Consider the following 19,836-nt stretch of genomic DNA (forward strand, 5'->3'; position numbering starts at 1 on the left):
CTCTGAGAGGCGGCGGGTTTTATTGCCCGTCGTCAATCCGCGCAAAACGCGGCACCTGCCTGCCATCGACCGTGACCTGCTCAGTGAACATGCTGAGGGGGCGCACCCACAGACCACGCTCGCCGTATTGCGGTCGATACACCACCAGTAGCTCTTCGGTCTCGCTATGGCGAGCCACGCCAATTACATCATAAAGCGGGCCCTTATAGTGGCGGTAAGTGCCTGTTGTCAGTGTCTGCATAAGAGTCTATTCCTGAAATATATCCGGAATGCGATTGAAACGCGTTTGCGGCATGGTGAAAAGTGCCATAGTTTATTACACTCTGCGCCAAGAACAATCATTAAGGGAGAGTAACCGATGACAGGCCGTTCAAGCCTTACTGTTGCGGCACTGTGTCTGCTGCTCGGCGCCTGTGCCTCACAGGCCCCTCTATCCAATCAGGTGCTGATTCAGGGTGCCTGGCGCGCTGAATTCGAAGGGCAGGCCATGACGCTGGTCTACAGTGTGAGTGATGTGACCGTACGTGAGTTCGGCATCAGCTTTCCCTATGAGTGGATCGATGACAACCATATTCAGCTTAATGCCATGGGCCAACAGGTTGTGAGTCAGGTAGAGTTTGAGACTCCCGATCTTATGCGTCAGGTCACTGATGGGGACGTGCAGGTACTGGAGCGGGTCAGGTAAAGCTGCGCTATTCAAAAAAATTGCTCCAACCAAAAAAGCCGCCTGATCAGGCGGCTTTTTTGGTTGGCAATCCGGGTAAAGGATTACTCAGGGATACCGTCATACTCGACGTCAGATTCGCAGATCAACGCTTCTGCGACCAGCTCGTTGGATTCCCCGGCTGTATAAGCGGCGAATCCTTCAAGAACCGATTGGGCTTCTATTCCATTCCCGCTGAACCAGGTTGCGACCGGCTCGGCTGACGCCACTGGAGATCCTGCATAAATCATGATGTTTCGCAGAGTATATCCGCTCGTAGCGGTAACAGACCACAGCATTCCGCCGCCACCATCGAAGAAATCAACAGTGCCATAGGCTGAATTGACGTCGTTGATATCTAGGGCAGGCACACCGATCAGGCCAAAACCCGCAGACGCGCTGGCCACATAGGCCTCAGTGGCATAGCAGCCTTGCGGGAGTGCGTCTGGTGGCGTGGTGTCGTCATCGCCACTGCCGTCGTCTCCCCCGTCGCCGCCGCCGCAATCGGGAGCCACGCCAAAGTAGGTTGCCCAGTTGCCGCGCTTGGTAAAGCGAGTCTCGCCTGCCCAGGCTGACTCATTCTGACTGCCATTGGTGACAGATCCGTGAGCCGCGACCAGCAGGGCAGCACTGTCGGAACAGAAATCATCCGCATTGACGTGCAATTCCGTGACTGGAATGGAGAAAGTATGCTGACTCACTCCAGATACATCGGCGCTATACGGGAACTGGCCGGGTATCGGATTGCCCTTTCTTGTGCGAGGCGCACTGGCCAGCGTGTCGCCTACCCAGAGGTGGGGCTCAGACAGCGTCCAGCCATCCTCCATGAAGTAGTCAACCAGCAGTTGCCCATCTTCCAATGTGACGCAGATACTGCCAACGATGATGGTTTGGCCGGCATAGTAAACGGCACAATTGCCTTCGATGAGAGTTACCGGTTCGTCATTGTAACCCGGGTGTCCTTTACCGCTCTTGCCGGACTTGTCGCTCTTGCCGGACTTGTCACTCTTGCCGGACTTGTCACTCTTGCCGGACTTGTCACTCTTGCCGGACTTGTCGCTCTTGCCGGACTTGTCGCTCTTGCCGGACTTGTCACTCTTGCCGGACTTGTCGCTCTTGCCGGACTTGTCGCTCTTGCCGGACTTGTCACTCTTGCCAGATTTGTCGCTCTTGCCAGACTTGCCTCTGACCTGGCTGGATTTGCTGCTCTTGTCAGCACCCTTGCCTTTGCCGCCTTTGGCCAGAGCATCAGACACTGAAAACAAAGTCAGGCTGACAACTGTCAGCAGCACCGTCAGTGCAGAAACTATTCGAATGCGCATGGTTTTTGTCCCTTTAACAACAGGAGTGATGTCGCCGCCTTGCCACGAGATCAGTCCTGAGAAGTATTTCAGTGTCTATTGTACGCTTGTCTGGCCTAAACTCCAGCCGCCAGCCGTCGAACTGGGGACAAAAGAGGGAAGCTTTTGTTTCAGGTCAATCTTTCCCGGACGGAGTGCCGACGCTATTGCTTATGCGAACATCGCGCTGAGGGAAGGGGATTTCAATGCCCGCCTCGGCCAGCGCCCGGTGAATCGCCAAGTTGGTGCTGTAGCGACTCTCATACAGGCGCTCGGTCAGCGCCCACAGGCGGATGCCAATATCGATGCTGCTGTCGCCAAACTGATGAATGCCAATCAGTGGCTGGCGTACGTGGCTGATGCCGGGCACTGAGGACAGTGCTTTGCGAATGACTTCAATCGCCTGCTCGGGCTGGCAGTGATAGGCGATGCCCACCGTCAGTTCCACCAGGCTGTCGGCCTGAGAGTTGTGGATGATTTCGCCGACGATATGACGGTTGGGTACCAGAATCTGCACGTTGTCCTCGTCAGCCAGCAGGGTGTAGGCCAGGTGGATCTCGCGGACCACACCTTTAACGCCATTCACCTCGATGGTATCGCCCAGCACAAAGGGGCGCGCAAGAATGATATTGAGCCCGGCGCCATAGTTGGACAGCAGGCCTTGCACGGCGAGGCCGGCGCCCAGACCCAGGGCACCGATGGCGGCGACCATGGGGGTCACGCTGATGCCCAGCTGGCCCAGGGCGATCACGGCCACCATCACGATGATGAGAATCTTGACAGTATTGGCTGCAAATCGGCTGAGAGTGATGTCCAGTTTCTTTCTCTCACACAACTTCAGCACAAAGTTGCTGACCTTGCGGGCGATAAGGATGCCGATCAGCAGGACAATGACGGCGCCGATAATCTGAAAGCTGTAAGTAACGAGATATGTCACGATCATCTCGTAAATAGCAGTCATTTGCTGAATTTCGTCTTCCACAGTCTGTCGTCCTCTTGTGAATTCTGAACCGGTTCAATTACCGGTCGATTACTATCGACTCATCTTGGCTGCCTGGGGTATGCTTGCCCTTTGACGTTGATCGAGTATAAATCAGGAATGCAGATCATACTATGAAGCACAAAGATCCCTCAGGATTTACGCAGGCTGTGGGCGACAATATGACCCGTGCAGCCGGCCGACAGCTCGCGCTGTATGCGGTTGTCGTGGTGGCGGGATTGGTGCTAGTGATGTTCCTGTTGAACGCGATCGCCGGACTGACCAGCAGTGCAGCCGGTATGTCACGACAGGCGGTGGACGTTGAGAGCAACATCATCACTTCTTATCTGCGTGATGAGCCGCCGCAGATGAACAGCATGCTGGCCACCGATGCCATCAGTGGCATGGTGCTGGCACATGTCAATGAAGGTCTGCTGCGCTACGATGAATACGGTGAGCTGGTAGGCGGCGTGGCCGAACGCTGGCAACTGGATGGCAACACCATGACCTTCTGGCTGCGCGATAACGCGCGCTGGAACAACGGCGAGACGGTCACCGCTCACGATTTTGAATTCGCCTGGAAGAATCTTCTTTCCCCTGATCTCGGTTCGCAATACGCTTTTATTCTCTATCCCATTCTGAATGCCGAAAAGGCTAACAACGGCGAGGTGCCGTTGGATGAGGTGGGTGTGGAGGCCCTGGACGATCACACGCTGGTGGTGACGCTGGAAACACCGATAGCCTATTTTGACCGCATGGTGGCTTTTGTGACCTACCTGCCGGTCAATGAGGAGTTTTACCGCCAGACCAACGGTCGCTACGGCGCTGATGCCGATCAGATGTTGTACAACGGTCCCTTCATGATGACCAGTTGGGTGCACGGTGCCAGCCTGCAGATTCGCAAGAACCCCTATTACTGGGATGCTGACCGCATCAAGCTGAATGGGGTTGACTTTGCACACATGACCTCTGATGCCAATACGCTGCTCAACCTGTTTAAGGATGGGCAGATTGTGATGGCCGACCTGAATTCGGAGATGCTGGAGGAGGCCTTGTTTCAGGGTTGGCAGCTTGAGCGCTTTATGGAGGGCACTGTCTTTTATATCGAGTTTAATCACCGTGATGGCCGTCTGACCCGGAATCGTAATTTGCGCATGGCTTTGCAACTGGCGCAGGATTCCGGGGAGTTGGTCAATCGTGTGATCAAGTTGCCCGGCTACCTGCCGGGTGAAAGCCTGTTTCCGACCTGGCTGCAGGGGGTTGAAGATACCCTTCGAGAGGAGTTTCCGGCGCCGGTGTATTCAAGGGATGTGGCACTGGCGCGCGAGTACCTGCAAAAGGCCATGGATGAGCTGGGATTGAGCGAGCCGCCAACCTTGACTTTACTGACTGGAGATACACCCACTGCGCGTATGCAGGCTGAATACTATCAGGAGGTCTTTGGGCGCAACCTGGGCATCAATATAGTGATCGACGCGCAAATCTTCAGGCAGCGTCTGGACAAGATGACCCAGGGCGAATTTGACATGGTGATGGCGGGCTGGGGTCCGGATTACAACGACCCGCTGACCTTTGGCGACCTGTTTGCCTCCTGGAACCTCAATAACCGTGGACGCTACGCCAACGATGAGCTCGATGCCAGTGTGCGTATTGCCCAGAGTTCATTGGATACCCGCGAACGTATGCAGGCCTTTGCCAATATCCAGCGCGTCATGCATGAAGATGTGGTCATTATCCCCAATTACGAGCGTGGATATGTGTATGTGAAAAACCCGCAAGTGCAGGGTGTGCTGCGCCGGGTGATCGGGGCGGAAACCGACTTTACCTACGCCTGGATAGAGCCGGAGAGGGAGTAAGCCAGTATGTGGATGTATACCTTCAAACGGCTTATTCAGGGCGTTATCACTGTCTGGTTTATCGCCACGGCAACGTTTTTCGGCATGCACAATGTGCCGGGCGATCCGCTGTCGGGCGAGCGGGCAGCCAATGAAACCATCCGCGCCAATCTGGAAGCACGCTACGGTCTGGACCGGCCCTTGATAGAACAGTACGGCATCTTTATGCGTAACATGTTGCGCGGCGATTTCGGTATTTCTTACACGCAGCAAAACCGTGAGGTCAACGATATTATCCGGGAGCACTTTCCGGTATCTGCCACACTGGGCGTGCTGGCGGTTCTGTTTGCAGCGCTGGGCGGCATTTTGTGGGGCGCGCTGACGGCGCTGTACCGCAACCGCCTGCCGGATTACATCATCATGTTTCTGGTCATTCTGGGTATTTCGGTACCCAGTTTTGTATTCGCCGGTATTGGGCAGCTCACATTGGTTAATCTGAATGATGCCCTGGGTTTCTCGGTGCTGCCGGTGGCCGGCTGGGGCACAGTGGCGCATATGCTGCTGCCGGCACTGGTGCTGGGTCTGGGCACCATGGCCTATATGACCCGCCTGATGCGCTCCTCCATGCTGGAGGTCATGAGCTCCGATTATATCCGCACCGCCAAGGCCAAAGGCCTGTCACCCACCCGAATCTTTACCCGCCATCAGCTCCGCAATGCGGTATTGCCAGTTATCACCGTATTGGGGCCGGCGATTGCCGCCATCACTACCGGCGGCTTTGTGGTTGAGCTGGTGTTTGCCATCCCGGGGCTGGGACGCTATTTCGTGCAGGCCGTGCAGCAACTGGATTACACCGTGATCATGGGAACCACCGTGTTTTATGGCTCATTTCTGGTGTTTATGGTGATTGTGGTAGATCTGGTGTACGGCTGGATTGATCCGCGTGTGCGCTTGCAGTGAGGTTCGATTGAGGAACAACAGCTTGTATGGCAACCAATAAGACAATCAGGACCTTGCGTCCGGCCGATTTCGAACCTCTGGGCGATCAGTCATCGGCCCCGTTGCTGGTGCGCCCGTCGCGCTCTTACTGGCAGGATGCCTGGGGGCGGCTGAAGGCCAACAAGCGTGCTCTGGTTTCGCTCTATATTATCATCGCGCTGATGATATTTACCTTTATCGGTCCGCTGGTCTGGCGGGTGGATCCTGCTTTACAGGATATTGATCAGATCAGTATCGCCCCCGGTGCTGATCGTCGTGCCATCGTGGTCGAACCTTTTGAGGCCTGGGACGGATTAAGCGGGGCTGAGGGCAGCGGTTTTCGGCTGGTCGGTGAGCCCACCACGCAGAGCGTGCGCCTGAAGTGGGATGTGATGCCCGCCGCCGAGGCCTACCGCTTGTACCGCAATATCTATCCGCCGCAAAGTCTGTTTGCCCTGGGTCTGCCGCTGTTGGAGACCAACAATAATCAACAGACGGCCTATGAAGATCGTCTGGACCTGAGTCCCAAAACTTACTATTACTCGATCGCCGCGTTGGATGAGCTGGGGCAATTGACAGGCGACTACGACACACTGACGGCGGATGTTACGCGGGTGATTACGGTCAACGAAGTCCGTAGCCGCGGGCTGGTGGAAAATCCCGATGCCCTGCAGCCAGGCGATCAGGTGATGCTCAAATGGCATCCGCTGGGTACCGATTACCTGGGTCGCGATATGCTGGCGCGGCTGATGGCCGGGGCGCGCGTGTCGCTATTCATCGGTTTGCTGGCACCGCTGATGTTTGTCACTTTTGGCGTGTTGTATGGTGCGACCGCCGGTTTTCTGAGTGGTCGTGTCGATTCGGTGATGATGCGCTTTGCTGATTTTGTGGTGGCGCTGCCCTTCCTGCTGTTCATGATTCTGTTTCAGGTGGTATTCGGCATTGGTCCGGGTGAAAGTGGCATTATTCCCATGCTCATTGCGCTGGTGATTCTGTCCTGGCCGGCCACAGCGCGCCTGGTTCGCGGGCAGATTCTGCAGATCCGTGAAGAAGCCTATGTCAGTGCTGCACGGCTGCTGGGCGCCTCGCATAATTACCTGATTCTGCGACATATGATCCCCAATACCCTGGGCGTGATTCTGGTGACTCTGACCTTTGCGGTGCCCACTGCCATCTTTACCGAAGCTTTTCTGTCCTTTATTGGCATGGGTGTAGCGCCACCCACCGCGTCCTGGGGCAGCATGAGCAATGAAGGCCTGAAGACCATGTTGACGCACCCGCATGAACTGATTTTTCCGGCACTGATGATCAGCATCACGGTGCTGGCCTTTAATCTGCTGGGTGATGGTCTGCGTGACGCGCTGGATGCCAAGATGAGGAGTAGCGAATGAGCGCCCTGTTAAGTGTGGAGAACCTGCGGGTTGAGTTTGCCACCTACGGGGGCACTGTGCATGCCGTGCGTGGGGTCAGCTTCAGCGTGGATGCGGGCGAGACCCTGGCCATTGTGGGCGAATCGGGCTGCGGCAAATCAGTCACCATGCAGGCAGTGATGGGCCTGATCCCCATGCCCCCGGGACGCATCACCTCCGGTTCCGCCAAGCTGCGAGGCAAGGATTTCCTGGGTCTCTCCAAGCTTGATGGCAAGGCTATTTGCGGCGATGAGATTGGTATGATCTTTCAGGACCCAATGTCATCTTTAAACCCGACCATGCCCATCGGTGATCAGATTGCTGAAACGCTGGAAGTGCATCGTGGCTATTCGCGCGCAGAGGCATTTAAACAGGCCATTCAACTGCTGGAGCTGGTTAAAATTCCGGAGGCCGCCAAGCGCGCGAAGCAATATCCCTTTGAGTTTTCCGGCGGCATGTTGCAGCGCGCCATGATTGCGGTGGCTATCGCCTGTAAGCCCGCCGTGCTGATTGCTGATGAACCCACCACGGCGCTGGATGTGACCATTCAGGCGCAGATCCTGGATCTGATGAAGGAGATTCAGCAGGAAACCGGTATGGCCATTATCCTGATCACGCATGATCTGGCGGTGGTTGCCCGCATGGCCGACAAAGTGTCAGTGATGTATGCCGGGCAGGTGGTGGAATCTGCCAGCGTGGACGATCTCTTCTACAAGTCAGGTCATCCGTATACCCTGGGCCTGAAACAGGCCATGCCCAGTAAAGAATCAGATGCTGAGCATCAGCTACAACCAATTCCCGGCAGTCCGCCCGACCTGTTTTCGCCGCCAGCCGGTTGCGCCTATTGCGCCCGCTGCCAGTTTGCCATGCAGGTCTGCCAGCGTGATGATCCGCCGAAATTTGCACTGAGTGACAGCCATTTTGCCCGTTGCTGGTTGCAGCATCCGCAGTTCAGTGGTTCCCCGCAGGGTCTTTATCGGGCGCCGCAAGAGCAGGGAGCAGATGTATGAGTGAGACAGGCATGCAAGAGGCATTGATCACCCTCGACAAGCTCACCAAATATTTTGAGATCGGTCGTGGTCAGCGCGTACATGCCGTCGACGACATCAGCTTCAGCATCAAGGAAGGTGAAACGCTGGGGCTGGTGGGTGAAAGCGGCTCCGGCAAGTCTTCGCTGGGTAAAACCCTGATGGGACTGCACGACAAAACATCCGGCACAGTGACCTACCGCGGAGAAACGCTGCCCGCTCATTACAAGGCGGCAGATTTCAAGCGCATGGCCAGCCGCATGCAGATGATTTTTCAGGATCCCTATTCCTCGCTGAATCCGCGAATGACAGTCGGCGAAATCATTGCCGAGGGGCTGCGCAGCAGGAACCTGGACAAAGCTGATACCCAGCAACTGGTGGGCGAATGGCTGGAACGAGTGGGGCTGAATGCCGCGCATGCCTCACGCTATCCGCATGAGTTCTCCGGGGGGCAACGCCAGCGCATCGGCATCGCCAGAGCCCTGATTCTGGAGCCGGAGTTTGTGGTCTGCGACGAGCCGATTTCGGCGCTGGATGTATCCGTGCAGGCGCAGGTAGTAAATCTATTGAATGACCTGAAAACATCCATGGGATTGACCATGCTGTTTATCGCCCACGATCTGTCCATGGTGCGTTATATCAGCGATCGTATGGCAGTGATGTATCTGGGGTCTCTGGTAGAATTGGGACCGGCGGCAGATGTCTACTTTAGCCCGCGCCACCCTTACACCGAAGTGCTGATTGCTTCTAATCCGGAGCCGGATCCTGCGACTGAGCGCGAGCGACCCTCGACCGCGATTCAGGGCGAAATTCCCAGCCCTGTTAATGTGCCCGCCGGCTGCCGGTTTGCCGGGCGTTGTCCGAAAGTGATGCAGGTCTGTCGTGAACAAACGCCGGAACTGATACCCTTGGTGAACGAAGACCGGCTGGTGGCCTGTCACTTATATCAACAGTAGTTTCAGAACCAATAACATCCGATGCGCGATTATTTTTTACGCCGATTACTGCTGATCCCTCCGACACTGATAGGTGTCACCATTATCGTATTTGTGATTACCCGTCTGGTACCTGGTGGTCCACTGGAGCGTGCCATTATGGAGACCCAGCAGATGTCGGCTATGGGCGGCAGTTCCATGCAGGCGGGTCAGGGCATGGCTTTGTCGCAGGCGCAGATCGACCGGCTCAGGGAATATTACGGCTTTGATAAGCCGGTGCTGGTCAGTTATGTGGACTGGATGCGCAAGGTGCTGACCGGCGATCTCGGCATGTCGTATCGCTATAATCAGCCGGTAACCGAGGTGATCGCGAGTCGTTTTCCGGTTTCTCTTTATTATGGTCTGATAACGCTGGTGATCACCTACCTGGTGTGTATACCGCTGGGAGTGCTGAAGGCCATCAAACACCGCACGGTGGTGGATAACGTCACCTCCATTCTCATTTTTATTGGTTATGCCATTCCCGGTTATGCGCTGGGTTCTTTGCTGTTGCTATACTTTTCTGTGCAACTGGAATGGTTCCCGATGGGCGGGTTTACCAGCATGCAATTCAGTGAACTGTCCTTCTGGGGCAAGGTGGGCGACCTGGTGCAGCACTCGGTGTTGCCATTGATCTGCTATCTGGTGGGCAGTTTTGCGCTGGTGACCCTGCTGCTGAAGAATCATCTGATGGATAACCTGGCGGCTGACTATATCCGCACAGCGATAGCCAAGGGTGTGTCCTTCCGTAAGGCAGTCACCGGCCACGCCATGCGCAATTCCATGATTCCGATTGCCACCACTTTTGGTCAGAATATTACGCTGCTGGTATCCGGCTCATTTCTCATCGAGACTATTTTTGATATCGACGGATTTGGTCTGCTGGGTCTGAATGCCATTCTGGATCGTGATTACCCGGTGGTGATGGGCGTGGTTCTGCTGGCCAGTCTGTTGTTGTTGATCGGCAATATTCTGTCTGACATTCTGGTTGCGCTGGTGGACCCGCGCATTCGATTCAATTAGGTCCATTCATGTTCAAACTCAATCCGGAAACTCAGAAAAAACTGCGCCGCTTCCGCGAGATCAAGCGGGGTTATTACAGCTTTCTGATTTTGATGTTTCTTGTCTTTCTGTTCATGATTGGTGAGCTGCTGATCAATAACCGGGCGCTGATCGTCAAATATGAGGGTGAGTATTACTTTCCAACCTACACGGCCTTTCACCCGGGCACTGATTTCGGACTGAATTACACCTATGAAACCAACTACCGGGAGCTGAAACAGATCTTTGAAGAGCAGGGCGGCGACAACTGGGTGTTGCTGCCGCTGGTTCCCTACAGTGCCAATGAAAATCATTCTACAACCGGGATCTTCAGACCGGAGGCACCGTCTGCCGAGTATCAGCATTATCTGGGTACCGATACCACCAGCCGCGACATTCTGGCGCGACTGTTTTATGGCACCCGCACAGCCATATTTTTTGCCATCGCATTTACGCTTTCTGTCTATTTCATTGGCATAGCGGTGGGTGCTGCCATGGGCTATTTCGGTGGTATGTTTGATTTGCTGTTCCAGCGCGCCATCGAGATCTGGAGCAACATCCCTTTTCTGTACATGGTCATCATCATTTTCTCGGTGATACCGGCAACGTTCTCGGTCCTGACGCGCATCATCATACTGCTGGTTGTCATGGTGATGTTCTCCTGGACATCCATGACCTATTACATGCGCACGGAAACCTACAAACAGAAAGCGCGAGACTATGTGGCGTCAGCGCGTATTATCGGCGCGTCCAATACGCGCATTATCTTCAAACACATATTGCCGAATGTGCTGGCGACCCTGGTTACATTTATGCCATTCACGGTGATTTCTGCGATAACGGCGATTACCGCTCTTGATTTTCTGGGCTTCGGTCTGCCGCCGCCCACCCCGAGTCTGGGCGAGCTGTTGAAGCAGGGCACCAGTAACCTGCGCACGGCGCCGTGGATTGTCACCTCAGCGTTCAGTACGCTGGTGATTCTGTTGACTCTGGTAACTTTTATTGGCGAGGCTATCCGTGAGTCATTCGATCCCAAGAAATTCACCGTATACAAATAAAATTGCTACCGGAGGTTGTTGAGATGATCAGGCAGTTTCGAACCGGTTTGTTAATGCTGGTGGCCAGTGTGCTGGTTGCCTGTGGGGGCGGCACGGAAGAGACCGTGACGCGGGATAATACTCAGGAAGTGCTGGACTACTATGCCGCATACCCGGACTTCTTCCGTTTCCGCACAGTTGCGGATCTGCCGGCAGACCTGGAGTGGGAAGATGGCATGGATCTACCTGATCTGGGGTCGCCAGACGCCGTTAAAGGAGGCACGCAATTCGGTTCTGTGCAGGACTTCCCCCGTACGCTGCGACATGTCGGGCCTGACTCAAATGGCAGCTTTCGCCCCTGGATTCTTGATGACGTAACGCTTGGTCTTGCGCATGGGCATCCGGACGTCGAGTTCGCTCACTATCCGGCGCTGGCCAGCTCCTGGGCCATCGATGCTGATACCAGCACTGTTTATGCGCGTCTGGATCCGGATGCAAGATGGTCAACAGGTGAGCCAGTAACTGTAGACGACTTCTTTTTCATGTTTTTCTTCTTCCAGAGTGATTACATTGTCGCGCCCTGGTACAACAACTATTACGGTGTCGGTCAGGTCTACAATAACATCACCAGGTATGATGACCTGACACTGTCAATTACATTGAATGAAGCCAAGCCTGATCTGGCAGATCGGGTGCTGGCATTGCGCCCCGTTCCCCAGCATTTTTACAAAGAACTGGGGGATGACTTTGTTGAACGTTATCAATGGCGCTTTGTGCCGACCACCGGTCCTTACGTTATTCGTGACGAAGATATCATTCGTGGTCGTTCAATTACCGTCACCCGATTGCAGGACTGGTGGGCAAAAGACAAGAAATTCTTCCGCAATCGATTCAATATCGATCGTACGGTCATGAATGTGATACGTGATACGAATAATGTATTCGAAGCCTTCAAGCGCGGCGATATCGATCAGTTTGGTCTGAATCTGGCAGAGCACTGGTATGAAAAATTGCCTGACAGTGACCCGGATGTGGCTGGCGGGTATATTCACAAGTCCGTTTTCTACAATGAGCGACCGCGACCGACGTATGGCTTGTGGATGAATACCTCCAGACCCTTGCTGGATAACCAGAATGTCCGTCTTGGGATTCAGTATGCAACCAACTGGGACCTGGTCATCGAGAGTTTCTTCCGCGGTGATTATGCCCGTATGCAGACTTCGTCAGACGGCTATGGTGAATTTTCACACCCGACACTTCAGGCGCGTCCTTTTGATATCGACAGGGCACTTGAGCATTTCGCCAGGGCCGGATTTACAGAGCGGGGACGGGACGGCATTCTGGTAAATGATCAGGGGCAACGTCTGGCATTTACTCTGACCACGGGTTATGAAAGTTTGAGTGACATACTGACTATTTTGCGGGAGGAGGCGGCGCGTGCCGGCCTGGAGTTCCGCATTGAAGTGCTTGATCAAACAGCCGGTTGGCAGAAAGTTCAGGAAAAGCAGCATGATATTGCCTTTACTGCCTTTGGTGTGTCGGTAGAAATGTATCCGCGCTTCTGGGAAACCTATCACTCTGCCAATGCCTACGATAACGCCTTTCTGTCTGACGGTACGGTCAATCCGGAGCGTGAAGTCAAAGTACAGACCAATAATCTGGAAATGTTGGCCGACTACGAGTTCGATCAGATGATTGAGCAGTATGACCGCTCCAGTGATCGGGATGAAATGTTGGACCTGGCGCACCGCATGACGGCTTATCATCATGATTACGCTTCATTTGTGCCGGGATTTGTGCAGGATTTTTATCGGGTCGGTCACTGGCGCTGGGTTCGTTATCCTGACTTCTTCAACCATCGTCAGTCCGGCAATGCCACTGAGCTTCACGTTCACTGGATTGATACGCAAATGAAGGAGCAGACACTGGCCGCTCGCAGTTCGGGCCAGACGTTCGAACCACAATTGCGTGTGCATGATCAGTGGCGCCCTGAATAAGGACCGTTGATGAGCGCTCCGATTTTACAGATCAAAAACCTGGTCACCGAGTTCGACACTGACGAAGGGCGTGTGCGCGCGATTGATGACGTCAGTTTCAACGTGAATGCAGGTGAAACACTGGGTATTGTTGGTGAGTCGGGTTGTGGCAAGAGTGTCACTGCGCAGTCAATCATGCGTCTTTTGCCACAGCCCATGGGGCAGATCGTATCAGGTGAAATACTTTTTCAGGGACTGGATCTGGCCAAATTGCCTCTGGAAAAAATGCAAGGTATTCGCGGTGCCAAAATTGGCATGGTGTTCCAGGAGCCCATGACAGCGCTGAATCCGGTGCACACAATTGGCAGGCAGTTGTCCGAAGTCATTTTGCTGCATAAAAAGGTCAGCCATCAGGAGGCAATCCGTCAGTCCGTGGAGATCCTGGATAAGGTGGGCATACCGTCGCCGGATATCCGCATGACGGAATACCCGCATCAGTTGTCCGGCGGTATGCGGCAGCGCGTCGTTATTGCGATTGCGCTGGCCTGCCAGCCCGATCTGTTGATTGCCGATGAGCCGACAACGGCGCTGGATGTGACCATTCAGGCACAGATACTTGAATTGATCAGCGAACTGCAGCGGGATATGGGTATGGCAGTCATGCTGATTACGCATGATCTGGGTGTGATTGCCGAGACCTGCAAAGACGTCGTGGTGATGTATGCAGGCAAAGTGGCAGAGCAGGGTTCGGTATTCGACATTTTTGATCGTCCCACACACCCCTATACGCAAGGTCTGCTGGCATCTATCCCACGTCTTGATACCGAGCCAAAATCAAAACTCACGATTATTCCCGGCATGGTGCCCGGACTGCTGGACCTGCCCCCCGGCTGTCGTTTTGAAAACCGCTGTCCGCATGGCGCAGAACAGTGCAAGCAGCAAGTGCCACAGGCGGAACTAGTCGCCGAAGGTCACCGGGTCAGTTGTCTGCGCTGGCGCGAGATCACAACGCCAGCGGAGGTTTTTTCGTGAGTTCGCCTATGGACAATCAAGAGTGGCTGCTGGAAGTCAAAGATCTGAAAATGCACTTTCCGGTAAAGGAAGGTGTATTTATGCGCACGGGCAAGTACAACCGTGCCGTCGATGGAGTGAGCTTTAATATTGCGCCGGGCGAGACACTGGGTCTGGTGGGCGAGTCGGGTTGCGGCAAGTCCACTCTGGGTCGCTGTATAACACGGCTGTACCAGCCAACCGATGGACAGATTCAGTTCCGTGGTACTGACATCAGCCGGCTGTCGCGCCGTGAACTGATGCCGTTCAGGAAAGACATTCAGATGATTTTCCAGGACCCCATGGAATCACTCAACTCACGCCATACCGTGGGTGACATCCTGGAAGAGCCGTTGATAGTGCAGAACATGGGCGATAGCGCCTGGCGCCAGCAGCGTGTTCTGGCGCTGCTTGACCTGGTGGGATTGCCGGCCCGTTCAGTCACTCGCTACCCCTTTGAGTTTTCGGGTGGTCAGCGTCAGCGTATCGGCATCGCCCGCTCCATTGCACTGAATCCGCAGTTGATAGTCTGTGACGAGCCTGTCTCGGCGCTGGACGTGTCGATTCAGAGTCAGATTCTCAATCTGCTCATAGATTTGCAGCAAGAGCTGAAACTGGCCTATTTGTTTATTGCCCACGATCTGGCAGTGGTCAAACATATCTCCGACCGCATCGCTATCATGTACCTTGGCAAAATTGTGGAAAGTGGTCCCGGAGAGCTCATCTATCGCGAACCGCAGCACCCCTACACACAGTCGTTGATTTCCGCTATTCCGGTGCCCGATCCTCACAGACGGGCGCAGCGCGTGGTGCTGCAGGGCGATGTGCCTTCACCGATTAATCCGCCCTCAGGCTGCAGTTTTCATACCCGCTGTCCCAAAGTGACGGAACAATGCCGACAGCAGGCGCCGCAACTCAAGGCGCATGGTTCGGATGGCAGTGTGATGGTGGCCTGCCACAACCTGTAAAATCGATGACATGTCTGTCACACACGATGGGTTGTTTTCCCCACGGAATCTGATTTAAGATGGGGGTCTCCAACGAGGAACAATAATTATGAAGTCCCTGCAACACTTTTCCAGATCCGCTTTGTTTGGATCTGTCGCCGCAGCAGCGATCAGTTTTGCTGCAATCAGCACCCCTGCCATGGCCCAGTCTGTGCAGGAGCAGTTTAATCAGGCTAATGCCCAGCTTGAAGCGTTGACCGTCATGAACGATCAACTGCGTCAACGGATCGCCCGGCAGGAGCAGTTAATTGTCGAGATGGCAGAATCCATTGAGCATGCTGCGCTGCTTTCAGACGAGGAAAACTCGCCGCTGAACGATCTGGTTGAACGCATGATGAGTGGCATCGAGCAGTTTGTAGAAGCAGATCTGCCTTTCGAGCTGGATGAGCGTCGTGAGCAGGTCGCGCGTATCCGTGGCCTGGTTGATAACCCGCAAGCACCGTTGGCGCAGAAGCTCAATTTACTGATCGCGCTCTATCAGGCAGAGGGCGGATACGGCCGGACTCTGCAAACCTATGAATCCACCATGGAAGTGAATGGTGTAGAGCAGGAAGTCACCATTACTCGTGTTGGCCGCATTATGCTGGCTTACCAGAACTCTGACCGCACTGTAACTGCTGTCTGGGACAAGGCGCAGGATGGATGGGTAGAGTTGCCGCCGGGTGAGTACCGCACAGCCGTGACCCGTGCCATGAACGTGGCCAGCGGCACACTGGCACCGGAGCTGATCAACATTCCTGTTCACGCACCTGGCGTTGAGTGATCATTCCTTACTAAAGCATCCTCATACGGGCTCTCCGGAAGCCATTACTGAGCTTCTGGAGAGTTCTGCCGATGGCCTGACTTCTGCGCAGGCTAAACAAAGACTGGCCAGCCATGGCCCCAATCAATTGCCTGAACCCCCCGTGCCATCCGCCTTCAGGCGTTTTCTGGCGCAATTTAACAATCTGCTGATTATGGTCCTGGTGGCTGCTGCACTGATTACGGCGTTACTGGGTCACTGGCTGGATACCGCTGTCATTCTTGCAGTGGTGGTTGTGAATACGGTGCTGGGTTTTGTTCAAGAGGGTAAGGCCGAAAAAGCCATCGCCTCTATTCGTAATATGCTGGCCCCGCAGGCCAATGTGCTGCGTGACGGGCAGCGGGAAAAGCTTCCCGCCGAGCAATTGGTGCCCGGTGATCTGGTGTTGCTGGAGGCCGGTGACAAGGTACCTGCTGATCTGCGGTTGCTGCAGGTCAGCAGTCTGGAGATTCAGGAATCTCTGCTGACCGGTGAATCCGTCCCGGTCAGCAAGCAGACGAAGGCCGTGGCGATTGACGCGCCACTTGGTGACAGAAGTGGCATGGCCTTCAGTGGGACGTTGGTTACCAGTGGTCAGGGGCGCGGCATTGTGGTCAGCACCGGCGCAGCCACTGAACTGGGGCGCATCGGCCACCTGCTGACAGATGTGCAGCAGATCAGCACGCCATTGCTAAGGCAGATCAGTCAGCTTTCAAAATGGCTCACCGGCTTTATATTTGCCATGGCACTCTCTGTTCTGGCTTTCGGTTACCTGCTGCGTGGCATGCCGTTTGATGAATTGTTTGTCATCGTTGTTGGTTTGTCAGTCGCTGCCATTCCAGAGGGGTTGCCAGCTGTATTGACGGTTACCCTGGCAATTGGAGTACAGGCCATGGCCCGGCGGAATGCTGTGGTGCGCCGATTGCCTGCCATAGAAACCCTGGGAGCCCTGTCGGTAATTTGCACCGACAAAACTGGCACACTGACCCGTAATGAGATGATGGTAGCGTCTGTGGTATTTGCGGATCAGAACCTGAAAGTTTCTGGCGAAGGTTATGAGCCGGCAGGAGAGATCACTGCACAGGGCCATCCGGTTGCCCCGGACAGGCGGCTGCAGTGGCTGGCAAAGGCCGCGGCGCTCTGCAATGACTCTGAACTGGTCATGCAGGAAGGTCAGTGGCAGGTGCTGGGAGATCCCATGGAGGGTGCTCTGTTGCGGTTTTCCGGCAAGGCCGGTATCGATCTGGCGAAATTACAGCAGTCGCTTCCGAGACAGGCACAGATCCCTTTTGATGCCCGCCATCGCTATATGGTCACCGCTCATTCGGGCGAAGTCGACGTGCTGCTGGTCAAAGGAGCGCCTGAAAGCCTGCTGGAGATGTGCAGCACGCAGATGCTGGCCGATGGTGGTACGGCGCCGATTGAACTGGATTACTGGCACCGGGAAGCGCAAGAGATAGCGGCCCAGGGCCAGCGGGTGTTGGCGTTTGCAATACGAACGAGCAGTACCCCGATTACAGAGCTGGATCACCAGGACGTGGCTTCGGAGTTGGTGTTTATTGGCTTCACCGGACTGATCGACCCGCCGCGCAGTGAAGCCATAGAGGCTGTTCAGGAATGTCAGCGGGCAGGTATTGAAGTCAAAATGATTACTGGCGATCATGCGGGTACGGCTGCTGCCATTGGCCGTCAGATTGGTCTGCGCCTGACGGAAACTGCGCTGACCGGGCAGCAGATAGATGAGATGAGCGACGAACAGTTATCCCAGGCCGTATTGAGTACAGATGTCTTTGCCCGCACTAGTCCGGAGCACAAACTACGTCTGGTTACCGCCCTGCAGGCGCAGAATAAAGTGGTGGCCATGACTGGTGACGGAGTGAATGACTCCCCGGCTCTCAAGCGCGCCGATGTTGGCATTGCCATGGGCAGAAATGGCAGCGAGGCGGCCAAAGAGGCAGCAGAACTGGTCCTGCTGGATGACAATTTCGCGTCAATCGCTGTGGCAATCCGCAAGGGTCGAACGGTTTACGATAATCTGCGCAAAGTTATTTCCTTTCTGTTGCCAATCAATGGCGGTGAATCACTCAGTCTGATCATTGCGATTCTTTTTGCGCTGACGCTACCAATTACCGCAGCTCAGATTCTGTGGGTCAACATGGTCAGCTCGGTGGCGCTTGCGCTTGCCCTTGCGTTCGAGAAAAGCGAATCAGCGGTCATGCAGCGTCCGCCGAGACCAGCAGCGCAGGCATTGTTGTCTGCGGAATTGCTGTGGCGGATTTTATTGGTGACAACGCTTTTCACTCTGGGTGTATTCGGGCAGTTTATATTGACACAGCAGCAGGGCTCAAGTCTGGAGGTTTCCCGCACCATGGCCGTCAATACCCTGGTCGCCATGGAGGTTTTTTATCTGTTCAGCGTTCGCTACAGTTATGGAACATCGATCACCTTGCGAGGTGTGATGGGTACACCAGCCGTATTATGGTCGATTGGTGCCGTGACGGTATTCCAGTTGCTGTTCACCTATGTGCCGTGGATGAACCTGGCGTTTGGTACGGCTGCCTTGTCGGCTCCTCAGCTACTGCAGGTGGCTGTGTTCGGGGTTCTTGTCATGCTGCTGATAGAGTTGGAAAAATGGCTGCGAAGCGGACTGATCAGCCCTTCCCGCGCATCTTGTTAGGGCCCTTCAGGGAGTCCTTTTCGATATATTCAATGATGGCACCGGCGATATCCTTGCCGGTTGCTTTCTCGATGCCTTCCAGGCCAGGTGATGAGTTCACTTCCAGCACCAGAGGGCCGTGATTGGAGCGGATTATATCAACACCTGCTACATCCAGCCCCATCACTTGGGCCGCCTTGGTAGCAAGTTTGCGTTCATCGGGGCGCAGCTTGATAACTTCAGCCACTCCGCCCCGGTGTAGGTTGGAACGGTATTCACCGGGTGCTGCGGTGCGCTGCATGGCAGCGACTACTTTATCCCCGACGACAAAACAGCGAATGTCCGAGCCGCTCGCTTCCTTGACAAACTCCTGCACCAGAAAGTCGGCCTCCAGTCCCCGGAATGCATTGATCAGGCTTTCGGCAGCCTTGCGGGTTTCGGCAAGCACTACGCCATTGCCCTGGGTGCTCTTCAGCACCTTGACCAGCAGAGGCGCTCCGCCCACTGAATTGATCAGATCGGCCGTTGCATCGGCTGAATGTGCGTAGCTGGTGACCGGTTGGCCAATACCACGTCGTGCCAGCAGTTGATGAGCTCGCAGCTTGTCGCGCGAGCGGGTGATGGCAATAGATTCATTAACTGAATAGGTACCACCCACTTCAAACTGGCGCAGCACGGCTGCTCCATAAAGCGTTACACTGGCGCCGATACGCGGGATTACAGCATCAAACTCCAGTGCTTCAGGGTCGCCGATGCCCTTGAAGAATACCGTCGGGTTGTTGGCGGTAATATTCATGTAGCACTTCAATACATCAATGACTCGCGCTTCGTGCCCGCGTTGACGGGCCGCTTCGACCAGACGACGAGTGGAGTAGAGTTTGGCATTACGGGATAAAACGCCGATTTTCATGATGTGGAACCTGTGCGGAAATTTGGGGGCGCAGCAAAAAGGCGCATAAAGTACCACAATTTAATGCTTATACAAGCCAGTGTCGACAGCTCCTTGCTCATCGTGCGAAGATTCACCGGAAACTCAAAAGGA

17 protein-coding genes are annotated in these 19,836 nt (G+C 54.9%); 13 read left to right on the plus strand and 4 right to left on the minus strand.

Translation table 11 applies throughout. The features are described 5' to 3' along the window. Positions 1–19 precede the first annotated feature (19 nt). Positions 20–241: a DUF1653 domain-containing protein gene (locus PS2015_RS02765; protein WP_058020751.1), complete on the minus strand. Its 222-nt coding sequence runs from the start codon at positions 239–241 to the stop codon at positions 20–22. A gap of 117 nt (positions 242–358) precedes the next feature. Between PS2015_RS02765 and PS2015_RS02770 the strand changes: the two genes are divergently transcribed. Beyond that, entirely contained in the window at positions 359–685 is a 327-nt protein-coding gene (locus tag PS2015_RS02770; protein ID WP_058020753.1) for a hypothetical protein, read from the plus strand. 83 nt (positions 686–768) lie between these two features. On the opposite strand, the gene PS2015_RS15735 is transcribed toward PS2015_RS02770, so the two are convergent. After that, positions 769–2,025 (minus strand): hypothetical protein, encoded by a 1,257-nt coding sequence (locus tag PS2015_RS15735; protein WP_058020754.1) that lies wholly within the window; start codon positions 2,023–2,025, stop codon positions 769–771. Positions 2,026–2,179: 154 nt separating this feature from the next. Continuing rightward, positions 2,180–3,025, minus strand: a complete 846-nt coding sequence (locus PS2015_RS02780) for a mechanosensitive ion channel family protein (RefSeq protein ID WP_237113361.1) — start codon at positions 3,023–3,025, stop codon at positions 2,180–2,182. 131 nt (positions 3,026–3,156) lie between these two features. Here PS2015_RS02780 and PS2015_RS02785 point away from each other — a divergent pair, with 131 nt between their 5' ends. From PS2015_RS02785 to PS2015_RS02840, 12 genes are all read left to right on the plus strand, one after another. Further along, entirely contained in the window at positions 3,157–4,878 is a 1,722-nt protein-coding gene (locus PS2015_RS02785; protein WP_058020756.1) for a peptide ABC transporter substrate-binding protein, read from the plus strand. Positions 4,879–4,884: 6 nt separating this feature from the next. Further along, positions 4,885–5,817, plus strand: coding sequence for an ABC transporter permease (locus PS2015_RS02790; protein ID WP_058020758.1), 933 nt, complete (start codon positions 4,885–4,887; stop codon positions 5,815–5,817). A 26-nt stretch (positions 5,818–5,843) separates the two neighbouring features. Next, the gene (locus tag PS2015_RS02795; RefSeq protein ID WP_058020759.1) at positions 5,844–7,226 is read left to right on the plus strand and encodes an ABC transporter permease; all 1,383 of its coding nucleotides are present in this window, start codon (positions 5,844–5,846) and stop codon (positions 7,224–7,226) included. Then, positions 7,223–8,254: an ABC transporter ATP-binding protein gene (locus tag PS2015_RS02800; protein WP_058020761.1), complete on the plus strand. Its 1,032-nt coding sequence runs from the start codon at positions 7,223–7,225 to the stop codon at positions 8,252–8,254. Before PS2015_RS02795 ends, PS2015_RS02800 begins: the two co-directional genes overlap by 4 nt. Beyond that, positions 8,251–9,228: an ABC transporter ATP-binding protein gene (locus tag PS2015_RS02805; RefSeq protein ID WP_058020762.1), complete on the plus strand. Its 978-nt coding sequence runs from the start codon at positions 8,251–8,253 to the stop codon at positions 9,226–9,228. Before PS2015_RS02800 ends, PS2015_RS02805 begins: the two co-directional genes overlap by 4 nt. 21 nt (positions 9,229–9,249) lie before the next feature. Then, positions 9,250–10,269, plus strand: coding sequence for an ABC transporter permease (locus PS2015_RS02810; RefSeq protein ID WP_058020764.1), 1,020 nt, complete (start codon positions 9,250–9,252; stop codon positions 10,267–10,269). A gap of 8 nt (positions 10,270–10,277) precedes the next feature. Further along, positions 10,278–11,345 carry an ABC transporter permease gene (locus PS2015_RS02815; RefSeq protein ID WP_058020765.1) on the plus strand — a complete coding sequence of 356 codons (1,068 nt, stop codon included), beginning with the start codon at positions 10,278–10,280 and terminating at the stop codon, positions 11,343–11,345. Between the two features lie 23 nt (positions 11,346–11,368). Further along, positions 11,369–13,321: an extracellular solute-binding protein gene (locus PS2015_RS02820; protein WP_237113362.1), complete on the plus strand. Its 1,953-nt coding sequence runs from the start codon at positions 11,369–11,371 to the stop codon at positions 13,319–13,321. A 9-nt stretch (positions 13,322–13,330) separates the two neighbouring features. After that, a complete protein-coding gene (locus PS2015_RS02825) occupies positions 13,331–14,332 on the plus strand; it encodes an ABC transporter ATP-binding protein (RefSeq protein ID WP_058020767.1) in 1,002 nt (333 codons plus the stop codon). An 8-nt stretch (positions 14,333–14,340) separates the two neighbouring features. Then, on the plus strand, positions 14,341–15,318 hold the full coding sequence (locus PS2015_RS02830) for an ABC transporter ATP-binding protein (protein ID WP_058020768.1): 978 nt from the start codon (positions 14,341–14,343) through the stop codon (positions 15,316–15,318). 88 nt (positions 15,319–15,406) lie between these two features. Next, positions 15,407–16,120: a DUF3450 domain-containing protein gene (locus tag PS2015_RS02835; RefSeq protein ID WP_058020770.1), complete on the plus strand. Its 714-nt coding sequence runs from the start codon at positions 15,407–15,409 to the stop codon at positions 16,118–16,120. Next, a complete protein-coding gene (locus PS2015_RS02840; protein ID WP_082627927.1) occupies positions 16,107–18,815 on the plus strand; it encodes a cation-translocating P-type ATPase in 2,709 nt (902 codons plus the stop codon). Before PS2015_RS02835 ends, PS2015_RS02840 begins: the two co-directional genes overlap by 14 nt. Here PS2015_RS02840 and rimK read toward each other — a convergent pair. Beyond that, positions 18,790–19,704 (minus strand): 30S ribosomal protein S6--L-glutamate ligase, encoded by a 915-nt coding sequence (rimK, locus tag PS2015_RS02845; RefSeq protein WP_058020772.1) that lies wholly within the window; start codon positions 19,702–19,704, stop codon positions 18,790–18,792. The genes PS2015_RS02840 and rimK overlap by 26 nt on opposite strands. Positions 19,705–19,836 lie beyond the last annotated feature (132 nt).

The sequence above is a fragment of the Pseudohongiella spirulinae genome (assembly GCF_001444425.1).
GTDB lineage: Bacteria > Pseudomonadota > Gammaproteobacteria > Pseudomonadales > Pseudohongiellaceae > Pseudohongiella > Pseudohongiella spirulinae.